This is a genomic window from Rhodococcus sp. NPDC019647, from assembly GCF_044389235.1.
GTDB classification, from domain to species: domain Bacteria; phylum Actinomycetota; class Actinomycetes; order Mycobacteriales; family Mycobacteriaceae; genus Rhodococcus_F; species Rhodococcus_F oxybenzonivorans.
In genome coordinates, this window is sequence record NZ_JBIRXS010000003.1 from 336,784 (window position 1) to 355,611 (window position 18,828).

The window sequence follows — 18,828 nt, forward strand, 5'->3', positions numbered from 1 at the left end:
AAAGTATGAAGAAGTTTGACTTCAGGTGCACTTTCGTTTCCATGCGGGCCCGGAGTCAAAGTTCAATAAAAATTGACGTTGGTGGGGTGTTCGAAAGCGGCACCGGCACCGGCACCACACGTGCCGGGTCGGGGCCGTTTCTCATTCCTCTACCCGCGGGGGCGTGCAGTCTTCCGCGCTTTGGGCGCCTTCGGCGGCAGTTCCGCTACCTCCGCGAGCGCGCGTTCGAGCCACCGCCTGGCCTGATCCGGGGTGTCGCGCCAGTGGTCCGGCAGGGCGAGGTATTCGCGCATCGGCTTTTCTCCGGGTCCGAACGGGCCGACGCCGTCCGCAGACGACAGCTCGTCGTTCGCCTGCTCGCTGAGGAGCCGGACCCCGACGCTCGGTCCGAGAAGTCCCGCGAACATGTTGCCGTTGACGAAGGCGCCGAGGTTGCCGAACATCGGCTTCACTTGGACACCGGGTCGGTCGGGAATCAGTGACCGGAAGAATTCCTTGTCTGCTTCCGTCGGCTTCGGCATCTCCATGGACAGTCCTTTCGCAGCGCCCGGATCTACTGTTCCGGGCGCTCTTCGGGGGTCATGATGCTGAAGACGGCGCCCTGGGGGTCGGCGACTCCGGCCATCCGTCCGACCGTCGGAATGTCCATGGCCTCTTCGACGATCGCGCCGCCGAGTTCGACCACCTTTGCGGCGCTGGCGTCGACGTCCTCCACTGCGAAATACACGCGCCAATGGTTCGGCGTATTCGGATGGAGCGGTGCACCGGCGCCGCCGACCTGCTCGTCACCGACCTGGAACAGGGTGTAGGTGTAGTCGGGTCCCATGGACATCTGTGTGGTGGTGGTCCCGAGGATGCTGTTGTAGAAACGGACCGCCGTGTCGACGTCGGTGGTGTTCAGTTCGTTCCAGAGGCAGGCGCCCGGGTCTCCGACGAGGCCGGCGCCGATGTGCTGTTTCGCCTGCCACAGCGCGACACTCGCCCCGGTCGGGTCGGTGACGAAGGCCATGCGGCCGGCTTCCCCCACGTCGAACGCCGGCATCGCGACCTGGCCGCCGGCGCCGGGGACCTTCGCGACCGTCTCGTCGACGTCGTCGACTGCGATGTAGGTGTTCCAATTCGCCGGCGCCCCGGCCTGGGCCGCGTCGGGTTGTAGTGGCGCAATGGCGGCGACGTTCTCACCGCGCACGGATGCCATCGAGTAGACGGGGCCGTCGGGCATCGGCAGGTCGTCGTATTTCCAGCCGAGCAGTTCCGCATAGAACTTCTTGGCCGCGTCCTGATCGCTGGTTTGGAGATCCACCCAGTTCGGGGTTCCTTGCGGGTATTTCGTTTTGATCGGCATGGCGGTTCCTTTCGGTGAGGAGATCAGGCCGTCGGGAGTGGGCGACCGGTGAAGGCGATCAAACGCTCGAAGGGGTCGGCGGTGTGTTCGGCAGGTACCGGGTCGGCGAATCCGACGGCACCCCGGGCTTCCGGCCGGATGATGGTGTGTGCCAGTCCGAGTACGTACTCGGAGAGTGCAGGATCGACGGTGACGTTCCGGTCGACGGCTGCTGCGAAATCCCAGGCGTGCACCAAGAATTCGATGGACAATATTCCTACGGCGATAGGTGCCGGGACTGTGTTCCCCCCGATGGTCACGGTCCCGTCCAGTCCGCGGCGCCGCCACGCTTCCAATGCCTGTTGGGCTTCGTCGGCGATCCTGGTTTCTGCCGGTTTTCCCGGTTCGTCGTCGATCTTCGGACCGGCGGCGGAGCCGATGGTCGTGATCGATCCGGCGAGGTGGTCGGCGAGCTGCGCGACGGTGAACTCGGTGCACACCGTCTGGGCGGACATGTCGTCGGCAGTGAGATCGCGTAGCGCCCGCTGCACGACCGCCAGAGTTGCCTCTGCGCTCGACAATTCGTCGAGAGGCTGCGGGAGCGCCGCCCATTCGTCAGGTCCGGCGTCGCCCACGACGGCGGCTGCGGCGAGGCGATCGAAGTAGTGGGTCCAGCCCTCGGCGTGGCGGGCTGCCTGTTCGTCGCTCAACCCTTCGTGAACCAGTCGCACCTCGGTTCCGCCTGCGGTAGGAGTGAGGGTCACGGTGACGGTCGAGGTGCCGGGCGGAAGGTCTTCGCTCTCTTCCCAACCCCACGTGAAGACAATTCGCCGGCCGGGGTCGACCTCCTGGAATGTTCCCGCGGCCGAGTGTCCGGGCACGACGGTCCAGCGGTATCCGCCGCCCGTTCGGAGATCGACCCGCGCTGCGACCGTTTGCCACCTGCGTAACCGTTCGGGCTCGGTGACGAGTGCGAAGGTGGCGTCCGGATCGAGCGGAACGACAACGGTTTTGTCGAATGGCATCAGCGGTCTCCTTTGGAAGCTGCTTCCTCGGTGGCGTCCGCGACGAGCCGGTCGAGTTCGTCGATCCAGAACGAATCGAACAGCGTGCGGAGTTGGGCAAGGCCCTGTGGATCGAGCCGGTAGTATCTGAAACGTCCGTCTTTACGTGCGGTGACCAGCCCTGCGTCCATGAGCACCCGAAGATGTTGAGAAATGGCCGACCGGCTCGCGGAAAAGTGCGCCGCAAGCGTGTTGACGGTCTGTTCCCCAGATGTCAGCAGATGCATCAAGCGTCTCCGGGTTGGCTCGGCTGCAACTTCCAACTGGTCGAGCACGCCCAATACGTTAGTCGCGGCTAACGCATTGTGCAATGGGTCACTCGGTGCAGATGTCGCCACGAGTCGACCGAATCAGCGTTCGGTCGCTGGCTCGTGCACCTCGATCCCGAACTCGCCGAACAGTGCGCTGGTGGCACCGTCGGCGGCTCCCGCGATCAGTGAATTTGTGAGCATGCCGACGTCGAATTCGTTCCGGCCACCGGTCACGATCTGCAGTGTCTGGATTCCGCCGTCGAGCGCGACGCTCTGTGCTGCAGCGACTGCGGCTTGTTCGAGAACCGCAATGATCAGATCCCGAATGATCATGCGGATGGTGACCTGCGTTGCTGCTTCCGCCGCCATTGCACCTGCAGCGCTCACGCCGAGCGTCGGAACCGCTGCGGCGGCCATCGCCACGAGCTCCGCCAGCAATATGGCCAGTGCCGCAATGATCGACAATTTCGCGTATTCGACCTCGGTCGCCGTCGACTCGCACATCGCGGACAGGTTCTCGCACCGTGCCGCGAGATCGTGGAGGGCGCCGGCGTCTCCGCCGTACTTCTGCCAGTGCTGCGACATGGCAGTGGCGACGTCGCCTTCGACGGCGGACAACGCGTCGCGCAGTGCGGCGTCACCGTCCGCCGCAAGGTTCTTCAGGCCCGTGGAGGCGGTGCCCCAGGCGTCGGCGAGTCGGCGCAGTGACGTCTCGTCGGCCGCGGGCCAACTGGAACCGGACGCCAGCCAGGCCACCGGCTTCACGACCTCGGGAAGTTCGATGCCCATCAGAAAGCCTTGCCCAGTCGCCGGGAGAACCGCGTATCCGTTGCTTCGAAGGATTCGGCCGTCACTCGCATCCCGTCACCGATCGCGGAGAACAGCGCGACGAGGGACAAGGCGGCGTGGACCGCTGACTCCGCCCCGGGAACGTAGTGCCGGGCGAATGCCGTCCCACCCTCGTCGGTGCCCCACGCAGTTCTTTCGGCGTCGAGCGTGCTAGTCAGCTCGGTCAGCAGGGCGTCGGCTGTGTCCGCGAGCGCATCGAATTGTGGCGCCACGATCCGGAGATGGTGAGGGTCGACCCACAGTGCTCGACTCATCGGTCCGCTCCGCGCAGGATCGAGGCGTTCCATCCGGGTTCGTCGGCGGAAGGCGGCGGTTCACCCGGGCGCGGAGCATCCGGCATCAGTTCGGAGATGGAAGGAAGGTCGGCGCGGGCGTCGAATACGGGTGCCAGGACTTGGGCAGTTCGCTCGCGTACATCCGCCAAGGCCAGACGTGCCGCTTCTGCCATCGAGGACGCCAGCGCCTCGGGGCTGGTGCGCTTGAACGCGTCCGGCGACAGTTCGACCGCCGTCACGTTTCCGCCGGCATCGACGCAGACCCGGACCACTCCGTTGCCCGAGGTACGCGAGCCCCTCATGCGCTCGACCTCGGACTTCGCCCGGGCCAGGCTGTCGGCCTGCCGTCGCACGGCGTCCAGCATCGAATCGATCTGGTGACGCAATTCTTCGTTGCGGGCACGCAGTTCGTGGCGTGCGGCCTGGTCGACCATCGAGTTCCTCCCCCATGCGGTCAGCTCGGCGTCATTGCCTGCTCACGGGGTTGGACGCAGCAATCCCGCAATCGGTTCCCCTCGGTCTCATATCGGTCTGGCCACAAGCGCACGCACCCGAATCACACAGCAATCACAAAACCTTTAAGCTCTGCTTGACCGGCCGCACTTTGTACTGTGCAATCGGGATTCACACGGTCCGGGAAGAGGGATTTCTTTATGCGTCGCCTAGCATTCGCTGCTGTCGGAGTGGCAGTGTCACTGACCCTGTCTGGGCCGGCGTTCACTGCTACGGCCGATCCGACGCCTTCTCCGGCGGCCCCCCGGGCGAGCAGTGCTGCCAGTGTCGACAAAATTGTGAAGATCACCCCTACCCGCAGTGCGATCTTCGTGAACTCGCCCGCCATGAACCGGGTGGTTCAGGTGCAGGTGCTGCATCCGGCTGGTGGCGCTGCGCGCCCGTCGCTGTATCTGCTCGACGGGGTGAGCGCAGGCGCCGAGTCCGACTTCCGGGAAAGTACCTGGACGCAGAAGACGGACGTGGTCCAGTTCTTCGCCGACAAGAAGGTGAACGTGGTCCTGCCGGTGGGCGGCACCGCGAGCTACTACACCGACTGGCATTTGCCGGACCCCACCCTCGGCGTCAACAAGTGGGAAACCTTCCTCGCCGACGAACTGCCACCGATCATCGATGCCCAGTTCAGCGGAAACGGAACCAACGCAGTTGCCGGCGTGTCCATGGGTGCCATGGGTGCGGCCAACCTCATGACCCGCCACCCGCACCTCTACCGTGGCCTCGCCGCCTACAGCGGCTGCCTCGACAACACTCAGCCCAGTTCACGTGATTCGGTCCGCGGCACGGTCGCTTTCAAGGGCGGTAACCCGGCCAACATGTGGGGACCGGACTTCGACCCGGCCTGGGCGGCCCACGACCCGACGGTCAATGCCGAAGCCCTGCGCGGCAAGCAGATTTACATCTCGACGGGTAACGGCCTTCCCGGACCGTACGAGATGGCGACAGGGGGAGACCTGGCCTCGACCATCGCGGTCGGCGGGCCCCTCGAAGCGGCGGCGAACCTCTGCACGCAGACGTTCCAGCAGCGGCTGAACGCGCTCGCCATTCCCGCCACCTTCGTCTACCGCAACTCGGGCACGCATTCGTGGCCGTACTGGCAGGACGAGCTCCGCACGTCGTGGCCGGTGCTCAGGGGCGCGCTCGGCATCTGATCAGGGCCGGCCGACCACCGCGATCCGATCGGTTCGCGGAGGTGACACGGGCGAGCCCGCGCCGAGATAGGTGATGAAGGCGTCGAGATCGCAACCCGCGTGGACAGCCTCCGTGTGGGTGCGGAAGGCATCGAACCCGTCCCCGCCGTCGGCGAGGAACCTGTTGATCGCGACCCGGTAGACACCATCCGGCGACACCGGTTCTCCGTTCACGCGGATATCCGAGATGCGGTTGCCGACAGTCGCCGACCGATCCATCGTGTACGTCAGCGAACTCGACGGCGACAGGATTCGCTCGGTAACGCTGCCATCCCCGCGGGGCTGGAACTGTTGCTCGAGCACGCTGCGGAGGGTGGCGCCCGGAAGCGTCAGAACCTCGAGCGAGTTACCGAAGGGCTGGACGGCATACACCTGACCATAGGTGACGGTGTCTCCGACCAGGTCTGCGCGGAGACCGCCGGGATTGGTCAGTGCAACCTGAGCGCCGAACGCTGTTCCGGCGGCCAGCTGGGCATCGGCGACAGCGTTGCCCAGCGCAGACTCGCCGCTGTCCGTCGTCTCCCGGGTGAGGTCGTGCTGCAGCGACGCCACCCATGTTCGGCTGACCTCGCCCGCCCGTTCGCCCGCTCGGTCGACAAGCAACCGAGTGTCGGGGTCGGGAGGTATGTCGTGCGTGACCACCTGATTGAACGAGGACGTGCGATCCCGCAGGAGGTCGCGGGTGGTGCGGTCGATCGCCACGTCGACCACCGAGACGATACGGCCGTGCGAGGCGCCCTGCATCAGCACCCGCGGGTTTCCGGCCGGGTCGGGAAAGGTGCAGTTGTACTGCTGGTGCCCGTCGGCCGTGAAGATGACGTCCACCTTCGGGGAGGCGCGCAAGGCCACGTCATGGGTGCGGCGGGACTCCACGTCGCACTCGTCGGGCCGATTGTCCTGGTCGACCTCGGTCTCTCGGTGCATGAGGAGGGCGATGGCCCGCACCCCGAAGAAGTCGAGTAGGTCTGCCGTCCGGTTCACGGCCGCGAGCTCGTCGGTGAACCGGAGCCCGTCCGCACCGCCCGACGTCACCATGTGTGCGGTATCGGCGGGCATCGTCGCGATCACCCCTACCGGGATGCCCTCGACGTAGTTCACCGCGAACGGCAACGTCGCGGGTGCGCCGTCCTCGAACTGCAGGTTCGCAGCCAACAGCGGGAAATCGGCGCCCTCGAACGTGTCGTCGAAACGGCAACCGTCCACGGGGTGACAGCCGCCGCGCTGGAGTCGCAGGAACTCGGCGTACCCCTCGTCGAGTTCGTGATTGCCGATGGCGGAGGCGTCGACGCCCATCCGGTTGAGCAGTTGCACCGTCGGCTCGTCGTGAAAGGCAGCTGATTCGAGAGCTGACGATCCCCAGTTGTCGCCCACCGAGTACAGCAACGAGTGCGGGGATTGACCACGGAGTTGATCGACGTATGCCGCGAGATATGCGGCGCCGCCCGCGGGCACCCGTGATCCGTCCGCCTGCTTCACCTCGCTACGAACGCCGAGGGGAGGTGTGAGACTGCCGTGCAGGTCGTTGAAGGCGAGGAACCGCAATGACACCGGCGGCTCCTGCGCCTGCACGTCGGGAAGGCCGGCGGTCAGGGAGGTGGCGAGTGCCAACGACACCGCGGCGGCCACGACAGCACTCCGGGCCGCGACGCGATGGCGCATTGTGGGTGGCTCCCTTCGGCAAACCGCACTGAGTCTGGCAAGGGAGCATCACGGGAGCTATACCTGCACGTAACGTTTACATCTCAGGACTTACGCGCGAACACCGACCTTTGCGATCGAGCGGGCCTCTGCGCTCGTCGCAAAGGTAAGGAATGCGTCGTTTTCCTGGGGGTCGCCGATAGTGATCCGTACCCCGTCGTCGCCGTAAGGCCGAAGCAGAACACCCGCTTCTGCGCTGGCCGCGCCGAACGGTCGGGATTCGGTTCCCAGCGGAAGATAGACGAAGTTGGCCGCAGACTCCGGCACGTCGTATCCGGCGTCGAGGAGGCCGTCGCGGACGCGGTTCCGTTCGGCGACGACGCTGTCGGTGCGGGCGAGCAATTCGTCGGCGGCGGCCAACGATGCGATGGCGGCGGCCTGCGCGACGGTGTTGACAGCGAAAGCGATGTGCACCTTGCCGAGCGCGGTGACGATCGTCGGATCTGCCACGGCGTAACCCACGCGGAGACCCGCCAGCCCGTAGGCCTTCGAGAAGGTGCGCAGCACGACGACGTTGGGGCGTCCACGAAACAGCTCGATGCCGTCTGCGTCGGATCTGTTGTACTCGAAGTAGGCCTCGTCGAGTGCCACGACTACACGATCGGGTACGGCGTCGAGGAACCGTTCGAGCTCGGCCTTCGTCAGGGCGTTACCCGTCGGGTTGTTCGGGTTGCAGACGAAGATCAGCCGCGTGCGGTCGGTGACCGCGGCCGCCATGGCGTCGAGGTCGTGGCCGAAGTCGGCGGTCAGTGGAACCGTCACGGGAACGGCGCCGGCCACCTGGGTCACCACGGGGTACGCCTCGAAGGAGCGCCACGCGAAGATCACCTCGTCACCATCCTGGCAGGTGACCTGGACGAGTTCCTGACACAGGCTGACCGAACCATTGCCCGCGGCGATGTTGTCGGTGGGAACGCCGAGGTGGCCTGCCAGCGCCTCGATCAAGGCCACGTGACCGTTGTCCGGATACCTGTTGGCGTTGCCCGCTGCTGCCGCGATGGCGTCCCGGACACTCGGCAGCGGACCGAGAGTGGTCTCGTTGCTCGCCAGCTTGATCGCACCCGGAAAGTTCTTGCCGGGTACGTAGGCCGGAATCGTGTCGAGGTCTGCCCTTGTTCGCGGAGTCACCAGGCGATTATGCGCCTCCGATCCGGTGCGTCGACGGCCAGTCCGTGCCAAGGTGGGGACATGTCGGGAATCTTCAGGGACACTGCGGTCCTGCAGGCGGTCGGCGGCTCACCGGCCGATCCGCAGGCGCGGGTTCCGCTCACCGTGGCAGAGCCGGACGGCCCCGCACGTGGCGCGATTGTGGTGCTGCACGAGTCGCGTGTGTTCAGCGAGCCGCTCCTCGACTTGATGCGCTCACTGGCCGAGGAAGGGTGGGTGGCGGCGGCGCCGCACCTCTTCCACGGTCGTCCCGCGCACAGCGCAACCGAGGTCTTCGGCGAGTCGCTGTTCGCCGACTTCGACGCCACCGTGCACTGGCTGACGAGCCGCGGCGTCCTCTCCGATTGTGTCGGGGTTCTCGGTTTCGACGACGCCGGAACCGCCGCGCTGCTCGTAGCCACCAACCGGCCGATCGGAGCCGCTGTCAGCGTCTCCGCCCGCGGCATCGTCGAGCCGTTGTCCGACGATGCCCCCGCCCTGATCGACGCGGCGCCGTTGCTGCAAGCTCCGTGGCTCGGTCTGTACGGCGAGGACGATCCGTCCACCCCGCCGGAGCACGTCGAGCAGCTGCGGGATGCGACGGGAAAGGCATCGGTCGCGGCCCTCGTCGTCAGCTACGCCGGACTGGCGCACCGGGCGGACGAACCACTCCAGGTGCCCGACGGGCAGGACGACGCCCCCGGCGTCGAGAACATCGTCGACGCTCAACGCAGAATCTTCGACTGGTTCGACAGCAACCTGAGATAGCCCGCTCGCCGCTCTGACCAGCCGTTTTGTCTTGTCGTGGAAAGGTGTGTAATCTTTCGCTCCGGCGGTCCGAAGGGATCGGAACCACCCCAGGGAGGCGTGCCAGAGCGGCCGAATGGGACTCACTGCTAATGAGTTGTCCCTTTTACGAGGGACCGGAGGTTCAAATCCTCTCGCCTCCGCCACGCCGGTGCTAGTTGGCCGGTACAGATATAACTGAAGACTTGCGCCCGTAGCTCAACGGATAGAGCACTTGACTACGGATCAAGAGGTTAGGGGTTCGAATCCCTTCGGGCGCACAACAGAAACCCCCTCACCACAGTGGTGAGGGGGTTTCTCGTGTCTGCGGTCGCACTCGAGGCGGCGTCAGGCGGTCGGCGGCACGAACTCGGGCTGGTCGAGCAGGCGAAGCCACGACCCGTCGGGCTGGCGACGCACCACCTGGGCGCGCGCCCCCGAACCGTCCTTTGGCGGGGTGGCGGTGAGAGCGATGTCCTCGCTGATGAGGGTGGGTAGGGGAGTTTCCGGCTCGAAGTGCGGCGCATGGGCGAGGACGGATTCCCACAACTGCCGGATCGCCTCGCGGCCGACGGTCCGACTTCCGGGCGGGTAGGCCATAACAGCGTTCTCTTCGTACAGTGCCGCGACTCCGGCTGCGTCACCAGCATTGCTCCGCTCGACGAACAGGCGGGTCAGGTCCTCGGGTTTCATGGCCTTCTCGTACACAGCAGTCCTCTCGTTCGAATCGTTCTAGTAAACCCAGCGTCGTACCCGAAGGAGCGGAAGTCCAACAGATAGTTCTGCTCACTTCTAGAATCAGAGGTTATGGAACTGCGTCAGCTCGAGTACTTCGTCGCCGTGGCAGAAGAGGCCAACTTCACCCGGGCCGCGTTGCGTGTGCACATCAGTCAGTCGGGTATCAGCGCGCAGATCCGCCAACTCGAGCACGACCTCGGGGCCACGCTCATCGACCGCTCGACTCGGACGGCCACGTTGACGGCGGCGGGAGAGGCCGCGCTCGTCCATGCCAGGGAGGCACTGGCCGCCGCCGCCGCGGTGCGCGACGCCGTCGACGCCGTGAACCAGCTGGTCCGTGGACGCCTGGTGGTCGGCATGGTCACCGCCTGTACCCTCACAGGTCTGTTCGACGCGTTGGCGACGTTCCACGACGCGCACCCCGGCGTCGAGATCACCCTTCTCGAAGAGAGCTCCGATCAGCTCGTCGACCAAGTCCGTGGCGGCGACATCGACCTGGCACTCGTCGGCACGGCCACCGCACCGCCCGACGGGCTCGAGGCGTTTCCGATCATTCGCGAACGGTTGGTGGCGGCCGTACCGCCGAATCACCCACTCGCGGGTCGAACCAGCGTGGCACTGGCCGAACTCTGCGACCATGCGATCGTATGTATGCCCGCCGGAACAGGAATCCGGACCGTGTTCGACCAGGCGTGTGCCGCGTCGGATATCCGGCCAGGTATCGCCTTGCAGGCCAGTGCCCCGGACACGGTCGCGGATCTCGCGCTCCGCGGACTCGGGGTCGCAATCCTCAGCGAATCGATGGCCGCCGCCTTCGATGGGCTGACGGCGCTCGTCCTCGACGACGTCGAGATCCCGGCGGTGCTGGCACTGGTGTGGAAAAGCGCTGCGAGTCCTGCAGTTCGCGAACTGGTCAAGCACACCCGACGTGCGTTCGCTGACGCAGACGCGCCGCAGATTCCCGTGCCGCGGTAGCGGCCGGGGTCACGAGCCCAGAAGCTTCGCCTTCGCTGCGGCGAACTCTTCATCGGTGAGAACGCCGGCATCTTTCAAGCGCGCGAGTTCCTGAATACGCGACACGAGGTCGTCGCCGCCCGCGGAGGCGGGGGCCGGTGGCGGTGCCTGCGCCGCCTGCTGTTCGGCGTACGCCTGCTGGGCAGCTTGGTCGGCGCGAGCCTGTTGCTCCGCATCCTTGTTGGCTGCGCGGCGGTTCATCGCGTTGGACGTCGCCCGTGCAGTGCCGGTGATCACCGCGGTCCTGGCCACCACACCGAGCAGGCCGGGCCGTCCCACACGACGTGGACCTCGAAACACCATGTGCGTACTCCGTTCTCTGGGATGTCAGGTCGCCGCGGCGATCGCGGTCTCGACCACTTCGCGGGGAATGTGCAGATGGAGCGCCACCTCGCCGCCGGCTTCACGGGAAGCGGCGGCCAGCTTGCGCGCCCACGTCTGCTCGTACACCAGGGCCACCGCCGACGTGCCCGGTTCGAGTGATTCGCGGACCACATCGAGGTCTTCGTCGCTGATGAGCTCCTTGGCTTCGATGGACAATGCGGCGAGACCGACATTGTCGAGCTCTTCGTCCACCTCCACCTGTCGCAGCGTCCCGTCCTCCGACTTGGCGAGGAAGACGAGGTCGAGGATGGTGACGGTGCCCTGCTCGACGAGCTCTCGGAACGACTCGATCACCGCGGGGTCGGCGCGGTCACCAGGGAACGTGAGGAACAGGAACGCGACCGGTCCGACGTCAGCAGCTGTATTCGTCATGTCTCTCCCTGTGCCGGGGATGTTCTGATGTCGATGTTCGCGACAGGCGGCAGGGTGCGCATCATCCACGACGGGTGATGTCGGCAGGCCCGGCCTCTGCGAAGCTCGTCGACAGCGCTGTTGGATGAAATGCCGGAAGAGACGGGGTGGTGTATGCCTTCACTCGATGCCTCAGCGTTCGTGGCGCTGATCATCGCTGTGCGGTCAGTGCCCGTGATCGTGGACGTCACCGGGGTAGCCGTCGAATCGGGTGACATGACCGCGGCGAATGCGTCGGTGCTCGTCGCTGCGGGTGCGACCGACAGTGCAGCGACGAGCGACGACAAACGGAGGAGCTGACCGGTGACCAGAACCGCATCGACACAGGCGCCGGCCCGGGCAACGCTTATCCTGGCGACGCTGATACTCGTTGCCGCCGTAGCGAACTTGAATCTTTCGGTGGCCAATGTCGCGTTGCCCGACATCGGTCGCGCCTTCGATGCGAGTCAAACCCAGCTGAACCTGGTCGCGGTGGCGTACTCCTTGGGTCTGGCGGCCTCGGTGCTCTATCTCGGTGCGCTCGGCGATCGGTACGGGCGCAAGCAGATGCTGGTGCTGGGAATGGCGCTGTCATTGCCGGCGTCGGCGATTGCCGGGTTCGCGGGCAGTGTCGAAATACTGTTCCTCGCACGTGTTCTCGGAGGGATCTCCGCGGGCCTCGCCTTCCCCACCACGCTGGCCATCATCACTGCCCTGTGGTCGGGTCCACCGCGCACCAAGGCCATCGCGTTGTGGTCGGCTCTCGGCGGGGCGATCTCGTCGCTCGGCCCGATCGTGTCGGGTGCGCTCCTCGAGCACTTCCACTGGGGCTCGGTATTTTTCGTGACGCTGCCCCTCGCCGGCCTCGCTCTCGTCTGCGCCGCCGTCTGGGTGCCCGCCCACGTCAACGAGACCACCGACCCGGTCGACAACCTCGGCGGTGTCATTTCGGTGGTCTTCATCGCAGCGCTCATCCTCGCGATCAACTTCGCGCCGGTCGACGGCGCCGGGGCGACGGCCATCGGGCTGGGCGTGATCGCCTTGGCGGCCGGTGCGGCGTTCTTCCTGCAGCAGCGCCGCGCGGCGCACCCGTTGTTCGACCTCCACGTGGCGGCGAGGCCCACATTCTGGGTCGCCGCCGTGGGCGGGGTGATCGTGTTCGGTGCGCTGATGGGGGCCATGTTCATCGGACAGCAGTTCCTGCAGAATGTGCTCGGCTACTCCACGCTGGCTGCGGGATCTGCGATCATTCCGGCGGCGGTCGCGATGGTGATCGTCGCGCCTCGTTCCGCGAAGCTCGTCGAATCGCGTGGTGCGCGCTTCACTCTCCTGCTCGGATACCTGTTCGTGGTCCTCGGATTACTCGTCGCGTTGCTGTTGTGGAACGAGAACGCTCATTACCTCGAGGTGGGGGTGGCGTACGCGTTCGTCGGAATCGGAGTCGGGTTCGCGGGCACACCGGCGTCGCGTTCGCTCACCGGATCGGTGCCGGTGTCGCGGGCGGGGATGGCGTCCGGCACCTCCGACCTTCAGCGTGACCTCGGCGGTGCGATCATGCAGTCGATCCTCGGCGCGGTACTCACCGCCGGGTACGCCAAGTCGCTGTCGTCGGCGATCGCGGAATCGCCTGATGCGAGTCAGGTGACGCCCGAAACGCAAGCGGCGCTGACAAAGTCGTATTCCAGTGCAGAAGTGCTGGCCGAACGGTATCCCCAATACGCGGACCAGATCATCGCTGCCGCGCGCGACGCCTTTCTCGACGGGGACACCAAGGCGTACCTCGCCGCAATCCTGGTGGTGGGCGCGGGCGCTGTGGTGGTGTTCTTCTTCTATCCGCACCGGGAGGAGGAGAAGCGATTGATGGCGGAGTACGCGGAACAGCGCGGCACATAGGACGCATGTACCTTTCGGCGCGGTGGAAGCGTCGAAAGGTACATTCGCCCGGTGGCGGCGGGGTAAATTCCCGACAATCGGCACATCGACGAGGGGACCAGCACGATGACAGCTCGGGTCGTGACCAAGGCGAATCGTAAGCGAGGGCTGGTCGCGGCCGCAGCGGCTGTGCTGCTGGTCGCCACGGCAGCGTGTTCGGACGACTCCTCCACCGGATCGACCACGTCGGTGACGCAGACGACGCAGGCGGGCACGTCGGCGGCCGGGGATGGCACGCAGATCGATTCCGCTGTCGCGCAGCGTCTCGACGAGGCCATCGAGAATACGATGGCAAGGGCCTCGATTCCCGGGGTGATGGTGGGAGTATGGGGCGCCGACGGCAACTACGTGAAGGCGTTCGGTGTTGCCGACAAGTCATCGGGCGCCCCGATGGAAACCGACTTCTACAGCAGGATTGGTAGTGTGACAAAGACTTTCACCGTCACTGGTGTACTGCAGTTGGTCGACGAGGGAAAGGTCGGCCTCGACGACCCCATCGGGAAGTACATCGATGGTGTTCCCCTGGGTGATCAAATCACGATCCGCCAGCTGGCGCGGATGCAGAGCGGATTGGCCAACTACTCGGCCAACGAGGACTTCCAGAAGGCCCTGATCGCCGACCCGAAAGCGAACTTCACTCCCCAGCAGCTGCTCGGCTACGCATACGCACAGCCCGCGACCTTCCCGCCGGGGCAGGGATTCGAGTACTCCAACACCAACACGACGCTGCTGGGACTGGTCGTCGAAAAGGTCAGTGGAATGTCGCTTGCCGACTATGTGACGCAGAAGATCATCGACCCGCTCGAGATGGCCGACACGAGCTTCCCGAACTCGAACGCCATCCCCGAACCGCATCCGCAGGGTTACACCGAGCAAACGGCGGACGGCAAGGAAACAACGGCCACCGACTGGAACCCGTCCTGGGGGTGGGCCGCGGGTGCCATGATCTCCACGCTCGAGGACCTGCACATCTGGGCCCCCGCGTTGGCCACGGGAACGCTGCTGCAATCGGCAACCCAGGAGCAGCGACTGCAGACGGTGACGGCGCCGGGTCTGTCGACCGATGTCGGATACGGCCTGGGCATCTTCGACATCGCCGGCTGGATCGGGCACAACGGCAGCATCCCCGGCTATCAGACGGTCAGCGTGTATCTGCCGGAGAAGGAAATGACGCTCGCGATCATGATCAACACCGACGTTCCCTACGAGGGCAGCGAGCCGAGTACAGCGCTGGCTACTGCCATTACGGAGATCATCTCACCCGATCACGTCTACCGATTGCGCGCCGACGTGCAGGATCCCAGTGCCACGTCTGCGCCCTCGACTACGCCGGGGACGCCGCAGCCGTCGACGTCCGCCCCGGCTCCCACCAGCTGATCGCAAACCACGACACCGAGATCTCCGGAACCCACGTCCGCCGGCGCGTACGGTGGTGCCGTGACGATTCTGGTGACCGGGGCTACCGGGAATATCGGCAGGATGCTCGTCGATCATCTTCTCGCGCGGGGTGCGACCGAAGTGCGGGCACTCACCAACCATCCAGAGAAGGCGCACCTGCCCACGGGAGTCGAGGTCGCGCACGGATATCTCCGTAAGCTCGACACCCTTCCCGCCGCATTCGACGGCGTCGAGTCCGTGTATCTGGCGCCGACGCCCGACACCGTCGAGAACGTGCTCGCCGTGGCGGCACGTGCCGGAGTCCGTCACGTCGTCGACCTGTCCGGTCCGCACGACGGACACTGGGGTGACGTGGCGCGGGCGGTCGAGGCGTCCGGCATACCGTGGACCCATCTGTGGCCCGGCGAATTCATGGAAAACGCAGGAATACTCGCGCCGCAGATCAAGGACGCCGGGGTGGTTCGCGAGCCGTTCCCGACGGCAGGCAATGCCCCCATCGCCATGGACGACATTGCCGAGGTGGCGGCGGTGACGCTGCTCGAGGACGGACACATCGGCAAGTCGTACGAGCTGACGGGGCCGGAGACGTTGCTTCGTGCGGAGCTGGTTCGCCGGCTGGGTGCGGCCCTCGGCCGCAACATCGAGTACCGGCAGGTCTCGTTCGAGGAGGGGGTCGAAGTCCTCACCCCCGCGATGGGTGAGTACGCGCGGTGGTATCTCGAAGGCATGGCGACCCTCGTCGATCATCCCCAGCAGGCCAATTCTGTATTCGAGGACATCGTCGGCCGACCGGCCACCACCTTCACCCGGTGGGCAGCGGAGCACGTCCACGAGTTCGGCGGATAAATATCTGGGATTTGTCCCGTAGCCAGATCAGTGCGAGGGGGTAAGAGCCACAACCGGTATGGGGCAGGTCGTCTTGTTCTGGCAGTCGCTGTAGCGGCGTTCATGGTGACCCGCATGCGGTCGTAGTCGGGATCGCCGGGCAGATAGTGCGACCCACCATGTGCAACAACAGAGTCGGCACACCGAACAGCAGGCGATGGCCGAGCCATCCGCCCCATTGACGAACAGATCGGCCATCGTTCCTCGTTCCGGGCAAGGGAGCTACGTATTGCCCCACCGTAGAGGCACGGTGGTCAGTGACGCCGGACCGCGTGCAGGACCGCGTCCTTGATGGTGACGAGGTTTCCGTCCGGGTCGGTGATCTCGCGCGCCGGGGCCGCGCACACGAGAATCTCCCAGTTCTCGGGGTCCAGTACGGCGGCCACCTGTTCGGCGGTGAACATGATGTCCGGCACATCGGGCCTGCCCACCGAGGCGTGCATATCGGTGGGGTGATGACCCACGATCAGCAGGTGCCCGCCTGGCCGCACGGCCGCGGCCAGGCGACGGTGCAGCTCGCCGCGGGCCGGCTCCGGCAGTTGCATGAACTGCGCGGATACCAGATCGAACTGTTCGGTGGGCGGCTCCCACGATCGAATGTCGACCTGCTGCCAAGTGGTGTTGTCCGCGATCGCAGCGCCGGCCGCTGCTGCCCGTGCGGCGGCGCGCTCGAGCGCCACCGTCGACACGTCGACTCCGGTGGCATCCCAGCCGTTCGAGGCCAGCCAGATGACGTCCGCCCCCTCGCCGCAGCCGACGTCCAGAGCGCGGCCCGGGGTCAGCGTCGCTGTCTGTTCCACCAGGCGCTGGTTGGGGTTCCCGCTCCACACCGCACCGGTCGAGCTGTACCGCTCGTCCCAGAACTCTTGGCTGTAGAAATCGCTGGGGTCGTGCTCATGTACGTGCGTCATGGCTCCACTGTGCGGGCACCCGGCGCAAGAGGAAAGTTCTGTTGCCGAACCGGCAATCCGCGGCGACTACGAGGCCTGGAATGTGAAGATGCGGCAACCGCTCATGTTCGCCGAAGAGGCGACCCCGTCGGCGCGCGCGTAGTCGCCCTTGGCCGACAGGTTGTTGGCGAGTGCTGCCTGATCGTCACAGAACGCCTGATCCGCCGGGTCGGTCACGGGATTGCTGATGTAGGTGTCGCCCGGTGCGGCCGCCGCGAACGGACCGACACCGAGCAAAGGTACGGCAGCCGCTGCGAGCGCAATGGAGGCCGCCGCGAAGAACTGGCGGATCATGATGCTCCTCCGGGAGTAAGGCGTGGGATTTTTCCGATGACCCCATCCTGCACCGAACTTTCCCGGGCAGCCAGACCCCCGAGGGTGCAAAATTTCGCATCGAGCGGTTCAGGGCAGTTCGACGGTGCCCAAAGCCTCTTGCACGCGGTCGGCGGCCTCGATGGGATCCTCGTGCTCCCAGATGCGCACCACCGTCCAGCCGGACTCGATGAGGCGAGCGTCGGTATCTCGGTCGCGGGTGACGTTCCCCGCGAGTTTGTCGGCCCACCACTGGGCGTTGTTCTTCGGGAAGGTGGCGTGCTTCGGGCAGCTGTGCCAGAAACAGCCGTCCACGTACACCGCCACCTTGCGGCGTGGAAACACCAGATCGGCGCGTCGCCTGATGCCCTTCATCGGGGCCCGGTCCACGAAGTATCGGACCCCGCGGCGGTGCAGCTCCCGCCGCAATCCCAATTCGGGAGCGGTATCTCGCCGCCGCTGCGCCCGCATCCGGGCGCTGGTGGCGGGATCGGTGGAGGGCATGGCGAACGCCTGGTGTCCGTCAGGCCGCAGCCTGCGGAAACCCGCCCATACGGTCGAGATGACTTTCGACGTCGTCGATGAAGCCCGGAATGAAACGCAGGTTGCCCATCCGCGCCCGTTTGAGGAAACCTGCAGTCGCGCGGGCGGACAACAGCCGGGTGTCCTCGAGAAACCCGCTGAGATCCTCGTAGGGTTCTTGGACCGGCCACGTCGACATGTGCATCCGAAATGCCTGCCGGTTCATCCCCCACGCCGCAGCGGGCCACGCGTCGCCGGGATTCAGGGGAGTCTCGACGCTGCGCTCATAGGCGTCCGGCGCCACCAGACGTCCACCCACCCACGACGCCATCCGCACGCTCACGGCGTTGCCGACGAGTTTCCACCGATGGCTGTTGCGCAAGCCGGGGACGAGCGCGGCCGGAGCGGTCCAGTCGGGATCGAATCCCTGGAGCCGTTCGGCGTCGATCAGCCCCGGAGTGACGATTTCGCCCGACGGCAACCGCACGGCCGGTGGACTGGCGATCCCGACGGAAGAGCCACCTTTGAGCGTCGGGACCGCATTGACCGCCCAGCCGAGCCCACGGGTGCCCTCGGTCCAGTAGAAGCCGCAGGGATAGTCGGCCGGATCACCCACCGGGCGCTCGCCGGCATCCTCACCGAACAGCACCGGACGAGGGTCGTCGGTCCGCGAAGCGAGCATCAGGACCCGCTGACGTCGCTGCGGAAGTCCGAAGGCCCGGGCATCGACCACCCGGTACGCCCACATGTACCCGAGGTCCTCTAGGGCGTCGGTGATATGCCTCATAGCGGCGCCCCGACCGAGCTGCAACATGAACGGCACGTTCTCGATGAGCAGCCAGCGGGGACCCTTGCGGCGTTTGACCAGTCGGAACACCTCGTCCACCAGACTCGAACGCGAGCCGGTGATCCCGGCCGTCCGCCCCGCCTGGGACAGGTCCTGGCAGGGAAAACCGGCGGCGACCAATTCGATGTCCTGGGGGAGGGACCGCAGCTTCGTGACGTCGGAATGCACCGGCACGTCCTGGAATCGGGTACGTAGAACCGCCTGGGCGCCCGGATCGATCTCACAGAGCAGTTCGGTGTTCCAGCCGTGCTCTCGGAGACCCAACTCGAGCCCGCCGATACCGGCGAACAGGCCCACCATGCTCCCGGTTGACGTCACGGCACCCTTCCTCACGAACCAGTCACCCGAGAACGTTACTCGAGA

The 18,828-nt window shown here is 65.9% G+C and carries 23 protein-coding genes and 2 tRNA genes; 9 read left to right on the forward strand and 16 right to left on the reverse strand.

The features are described from left to right. Positions 1-149: 149 nt before the first annotated feature. The 7 genes from ACH49N_RS09140 to ACH49N_RS09170 form a co-directional block, all read right to left on the reverse strand. Entirely contained in the window at positions 150-527 is a 378-nt protein-coding gene (locus ACH49N_RS09140) for a TfoX/Sxy family protein (RefSeq protein WP_159918855.1), read from the reverse strand. A gap of 26 nt (positions 528-553) precedes the next feature. Continuing rightward, positions 554-1,345, reverse strand: coding sequence for a VOC family protein (locus ACH49N_RS09145; RefSeq protein ID WP_358271642.1), 792 nt, complete (start codon positions 1,343-1,345; stop codon positions 554-556). Positions 1,346-1,368: 23 nt separating this feature from the next. Then, on the reverse strand, positions 1,369-2,349 hold the full coding sequence (locus ACH49N_RS09150) for a TIGR03086 family metal-binding protein (RefSeq protein WP_397504490.1): 981 nt from the start codon (positions 2,347-2,349) through the stop codon (positions 1,369-1,371). Beyond that, positions 2,349-2,663 carry a metalloregulator ArsR/SmtB family transcription factor gene (locus ACH49N_RS09155; RefSeq protein ID WP_236603354.1) on the reverse strand — a complete coding sequence of 105 codons (315 nt, stop codon included), beginning with the start codon at positions 2,661-2,663 and terminating at the stop codon, positions 2,349-2,351. Before ACH49N_RS09155 ends, ACH49N_RS09150 begins: the two co-directional genes overlap by 1 nt. A 75-nt stretch (positions 2,664-2,738) precedes the next feature. Beyond that, a complete protein-coding gene (locus ACH49N_RS09160) occupies positions 2,739-3,428 on the reverse strand; it encodes a hypothetical protein (protein ID WP_358271640.1) in 690 nt (229 codons plus the stop codon). Next, entirely contained in the window at positions 3,428-3,742 is a 315-nt protein-coding gene (locus ACH49N_RS09165; RefSeq protein ID WP_358271639.1) for a type VII secretion target, read from the reverse strand. The genes ACH49N_RS09160 and ACH49N_RS09165 overlap by 1 nt, the downstream gene beginning before the upstream one ends. Continuing rightward, entirely contained in the window at positions 3,739-4,197 is a 459-nt protein-coding gene (locus ACH49N_RS09170) for a YbaB/EbfC family nucleoid-associated protein (RefSeq protein ID WP_358271637.1), read from the reverse strand. Before ACH49N_RS09170 ends, ACH49N_RS09165 begins: the two co-directional genes overlap by 4 nt. 219 nt (positions 4,198-4,416) lie before the next feature. Between ACH49N_RS09170 and ACH49N_RS09175 the strand changes: the two genes are divergently transcribed. After that, a complete protein-coding gene (locus ACH49N_RS09175) occupies positions 4,417-5,424 on the forward strand; it encodes an alpha/beta hydrolase family protein (protein ID WP_358271635.1) in 1,008 nt (335 codons plus the stop codon). On the opposite strand, the gene ACH49N_RS09180 is transcribed toward ACH49N_RS09175, so the two are convergent. Continuing rightward, positions 5,425-7,122 carry a 5'-nucleotidase C-terminal domain-containing protein gene (locus ACH49N_RS09180; protein WP_358271634.1) on the reverse strand — a complete coding sequence of 566 codons (1,698 nt, stop codon included), beginning with the start codon at positions 7,120-7,122 and terminating at the stop codon, positions 5,425-5,427. It lies immediately after the preceding gene. 90 nt (positions 7,123-7,212) lie between these two features. Continuing rightward, positions 7,213-8,289, reverse strand: coding sequence for a histidinol-phosphate transaminase (hisC, locus tag ACH49N_RS09185; protein WP_358271632.1), 1,077 nt, complete (start codon positions 8,287-8,289; stop codon positions 7,213-7,215). Positions 8,290-8,349: 60 nt separating this feature from the next. Between hisC and ACH49N_RS09190 the strand changes: the two genes are divergently transcribed. From ACH49N_RS09190 to ACH49N_RS09200, 3 genes are all read left to right on the forward strand, one after another. Then, on the forward strand, positions 8,350-9,075 hold the full coding sequence (locus ACH49N_RS09190; protein ID WP_358271630.1) for a dienelactone hydrolase family protein: 726 nt from the start codon (positions 8,350-8,352) through the stop codon (positions 9,073-9,075). 93 nt (positions 9,076-9,168) lie between these two features. Further along, a tRNA-Ser gene (locus ACH49N_RS09195) sits at positions 9,169-9,260 on the forward strand. A gap of 41 nt (positions 9,261-9,301) precedes the next feature. Continuing rightward, positions 9,302-9,374: transfer RNA gene (locus ACH49N_RS09200), tRNA-Arg, on the forward strand. Between the two features lie 67 nt (positions 9,375-9,441). Here the strand turns inward: ACH49N_RS09200 and ACH49N_RS09205 are convergent. Then, positions 9,442-9,786 (reverse strand): nuclear transport factor 2 family protein, encoded by a 345-nt coding sequence (locus ACH49N_RS09205; RefSeq protein ID WP_244461302.1) that lies wholly within the window; start codon positions 9,784-9,786, stop codon positions 9,442-9,444. Positions 9,787-9,900: 114 nt separating this feature from the next. Between ACH49N_RS09205 and ACH49N_RS09210 the strand changes: the two genes are divergently transcribed. Further along, a complete protein-coding gene (locus ACH49N_RS09210; protein ID WP_358271628.1) occupies positions 9,901-10,806 on the forward strand; it encodes a LysR family transcriptional regulator in 906 nt (301 codons plus the stop codon). 9 nt (positions 10,807-10,815) lie between these two features. Here the strand turns inward: ACH49N_RS09210 and ACH49N_RS09215 are convergent, their stop codons facing one another. Then, positions 10,816-11,148, reverse strand: a complete 333-nt coding sequence (locus ACH49N_RS09215; protein ID WP_358271626.1) for an SHOCT domain-containing protein — start codon at positions 11,146-11,148, stop codon at positions 10,816-10,818. A gap of 24 nt (positions 11,149-11,172) precedes the next feature. Next, on the reverse strand, positions 11,173-11,601 hold the full coding sequence (locus ACH49N_RS09220) for a DUF6325 family protein (protein WP_358271624.1): 429 nt from the start codon (positions 11,599-11,601) through the stop codon (positions 11,173-11,175). Positions 11,602-11,754: 153 nt separating this feature from the next. On the opposite strand from ACH49N_RS09220, the gene ACH49N_RS09225 reads away from it, so the two are divergent. The 4 genes from ACH49N_RS09225 to ACH49N_RS09240 all read left to right on the forward strand — a co-directional run bounded on the left by ACH49N_RS09225 (position 11,755) and on the right by ACH49N_RS09240 (position 15,795). Then, positions 11,755-11,940: a hypothetical protein gene (locus tag ACH49N_RS09225; protein WP_358272073.1), complete on the forward strand. Its 186-nt coding sequence runs from the start codon at positions 11,755-11,757 to the stop codon at positions 11,938-11,940. Between the two features lie 3 nt (positions 11,941-11,943). Further along, entirely contained in the window at positions 11,944-13,512 is a 1,569-nt protein-coding gene (locus tag ACH49N_RS09230) for an MFS transporter (RefSeq protein WP_358271623.1), read from the forward strand. 105 nt (positions 13,513-13,617) lie between these two features. Next, entirely contained in the window at positions 13,618-14,928 is a 1,311-nt protein-coding gene (locus ACH49N_RS09235) for a serine hydrolase domain-containing protein (RefSeq protein ID WP_358271621.1), read from the forward strand. Between the two features lie 60 nt (positions 14,929-14,988). After that, positions 14,989-15,795 (forward strand): NAD(P)H-binding protein, encoded by an 807-nt coding sequence (locus ACH49N_RS09240; RefSeq protein WP_358271619.1) that lies wholly within the window; start codon positions 14,989-14,991, stop codon positions 15,793-15,795. Positions 15,796-16,088: 293 nt separating this feature from the next. On the opposite strand, the gene ACH49N_RS09245 is transcribed toward ACH49N_RS09240, so the two are convergent. From ACH49N_RS09245 to ACH49N_RS09260, 4 genes are all read right to left on the reverse strand, one after another. Then, positions 16,089-16,745 (reverse strand): methyltransferase domain-containing protein, encoded by a 657-nt coding sequence (locus tag ACH49N_RS09245; RefSeq protein WP_358271617.1) that lies wholly within the window; start codon positions 16,743-16,745, stop codon positions 16,089-16,091. 66 nt (positions 16,746-16,811) lie between these two features. Further along, positions 16,812-17,078: a hypothetical protein gene (locus tag ACH49N_RS09250; protein ID WP_236603355.1), complete on the reverse strand. Its 267-nt coding sequence runs from the start codon at positions 17,076-17,078 to the stop codon at positions 16,812-16,814. 108 nt (positions 17,079-17,186) lie between these two features. Further along, the gene (locus ACH49N_RS09255; protein WP_208962884.1) at positions 17,187-17,600 is read right to left on the reverse strand and encodes a very short patch repair endonuclease; all 414 of its coding nucleotides are present in this window, start codon (positions 17,598-17,600) and stop codon (positions 17,187-17,189) included. Between the two features lie 19 nt (positions 17,601-17,619). Then, positions 17,620-18,765 carry a DNA (cytosine-5-)-methyltransferase gene (locus ACH49N_RS09260; RefSeq protein WP_358272054.1) on the reverse strand — a complete coding sequence of 382 codons (1,146 nt, stop codon included), beginning with the start codon at positions 18,763-18,765 and terminating at the stop codon, positions 17,620-17,622. Positions 18,766-18,828 lie beyond the last annotated feature (63 nt).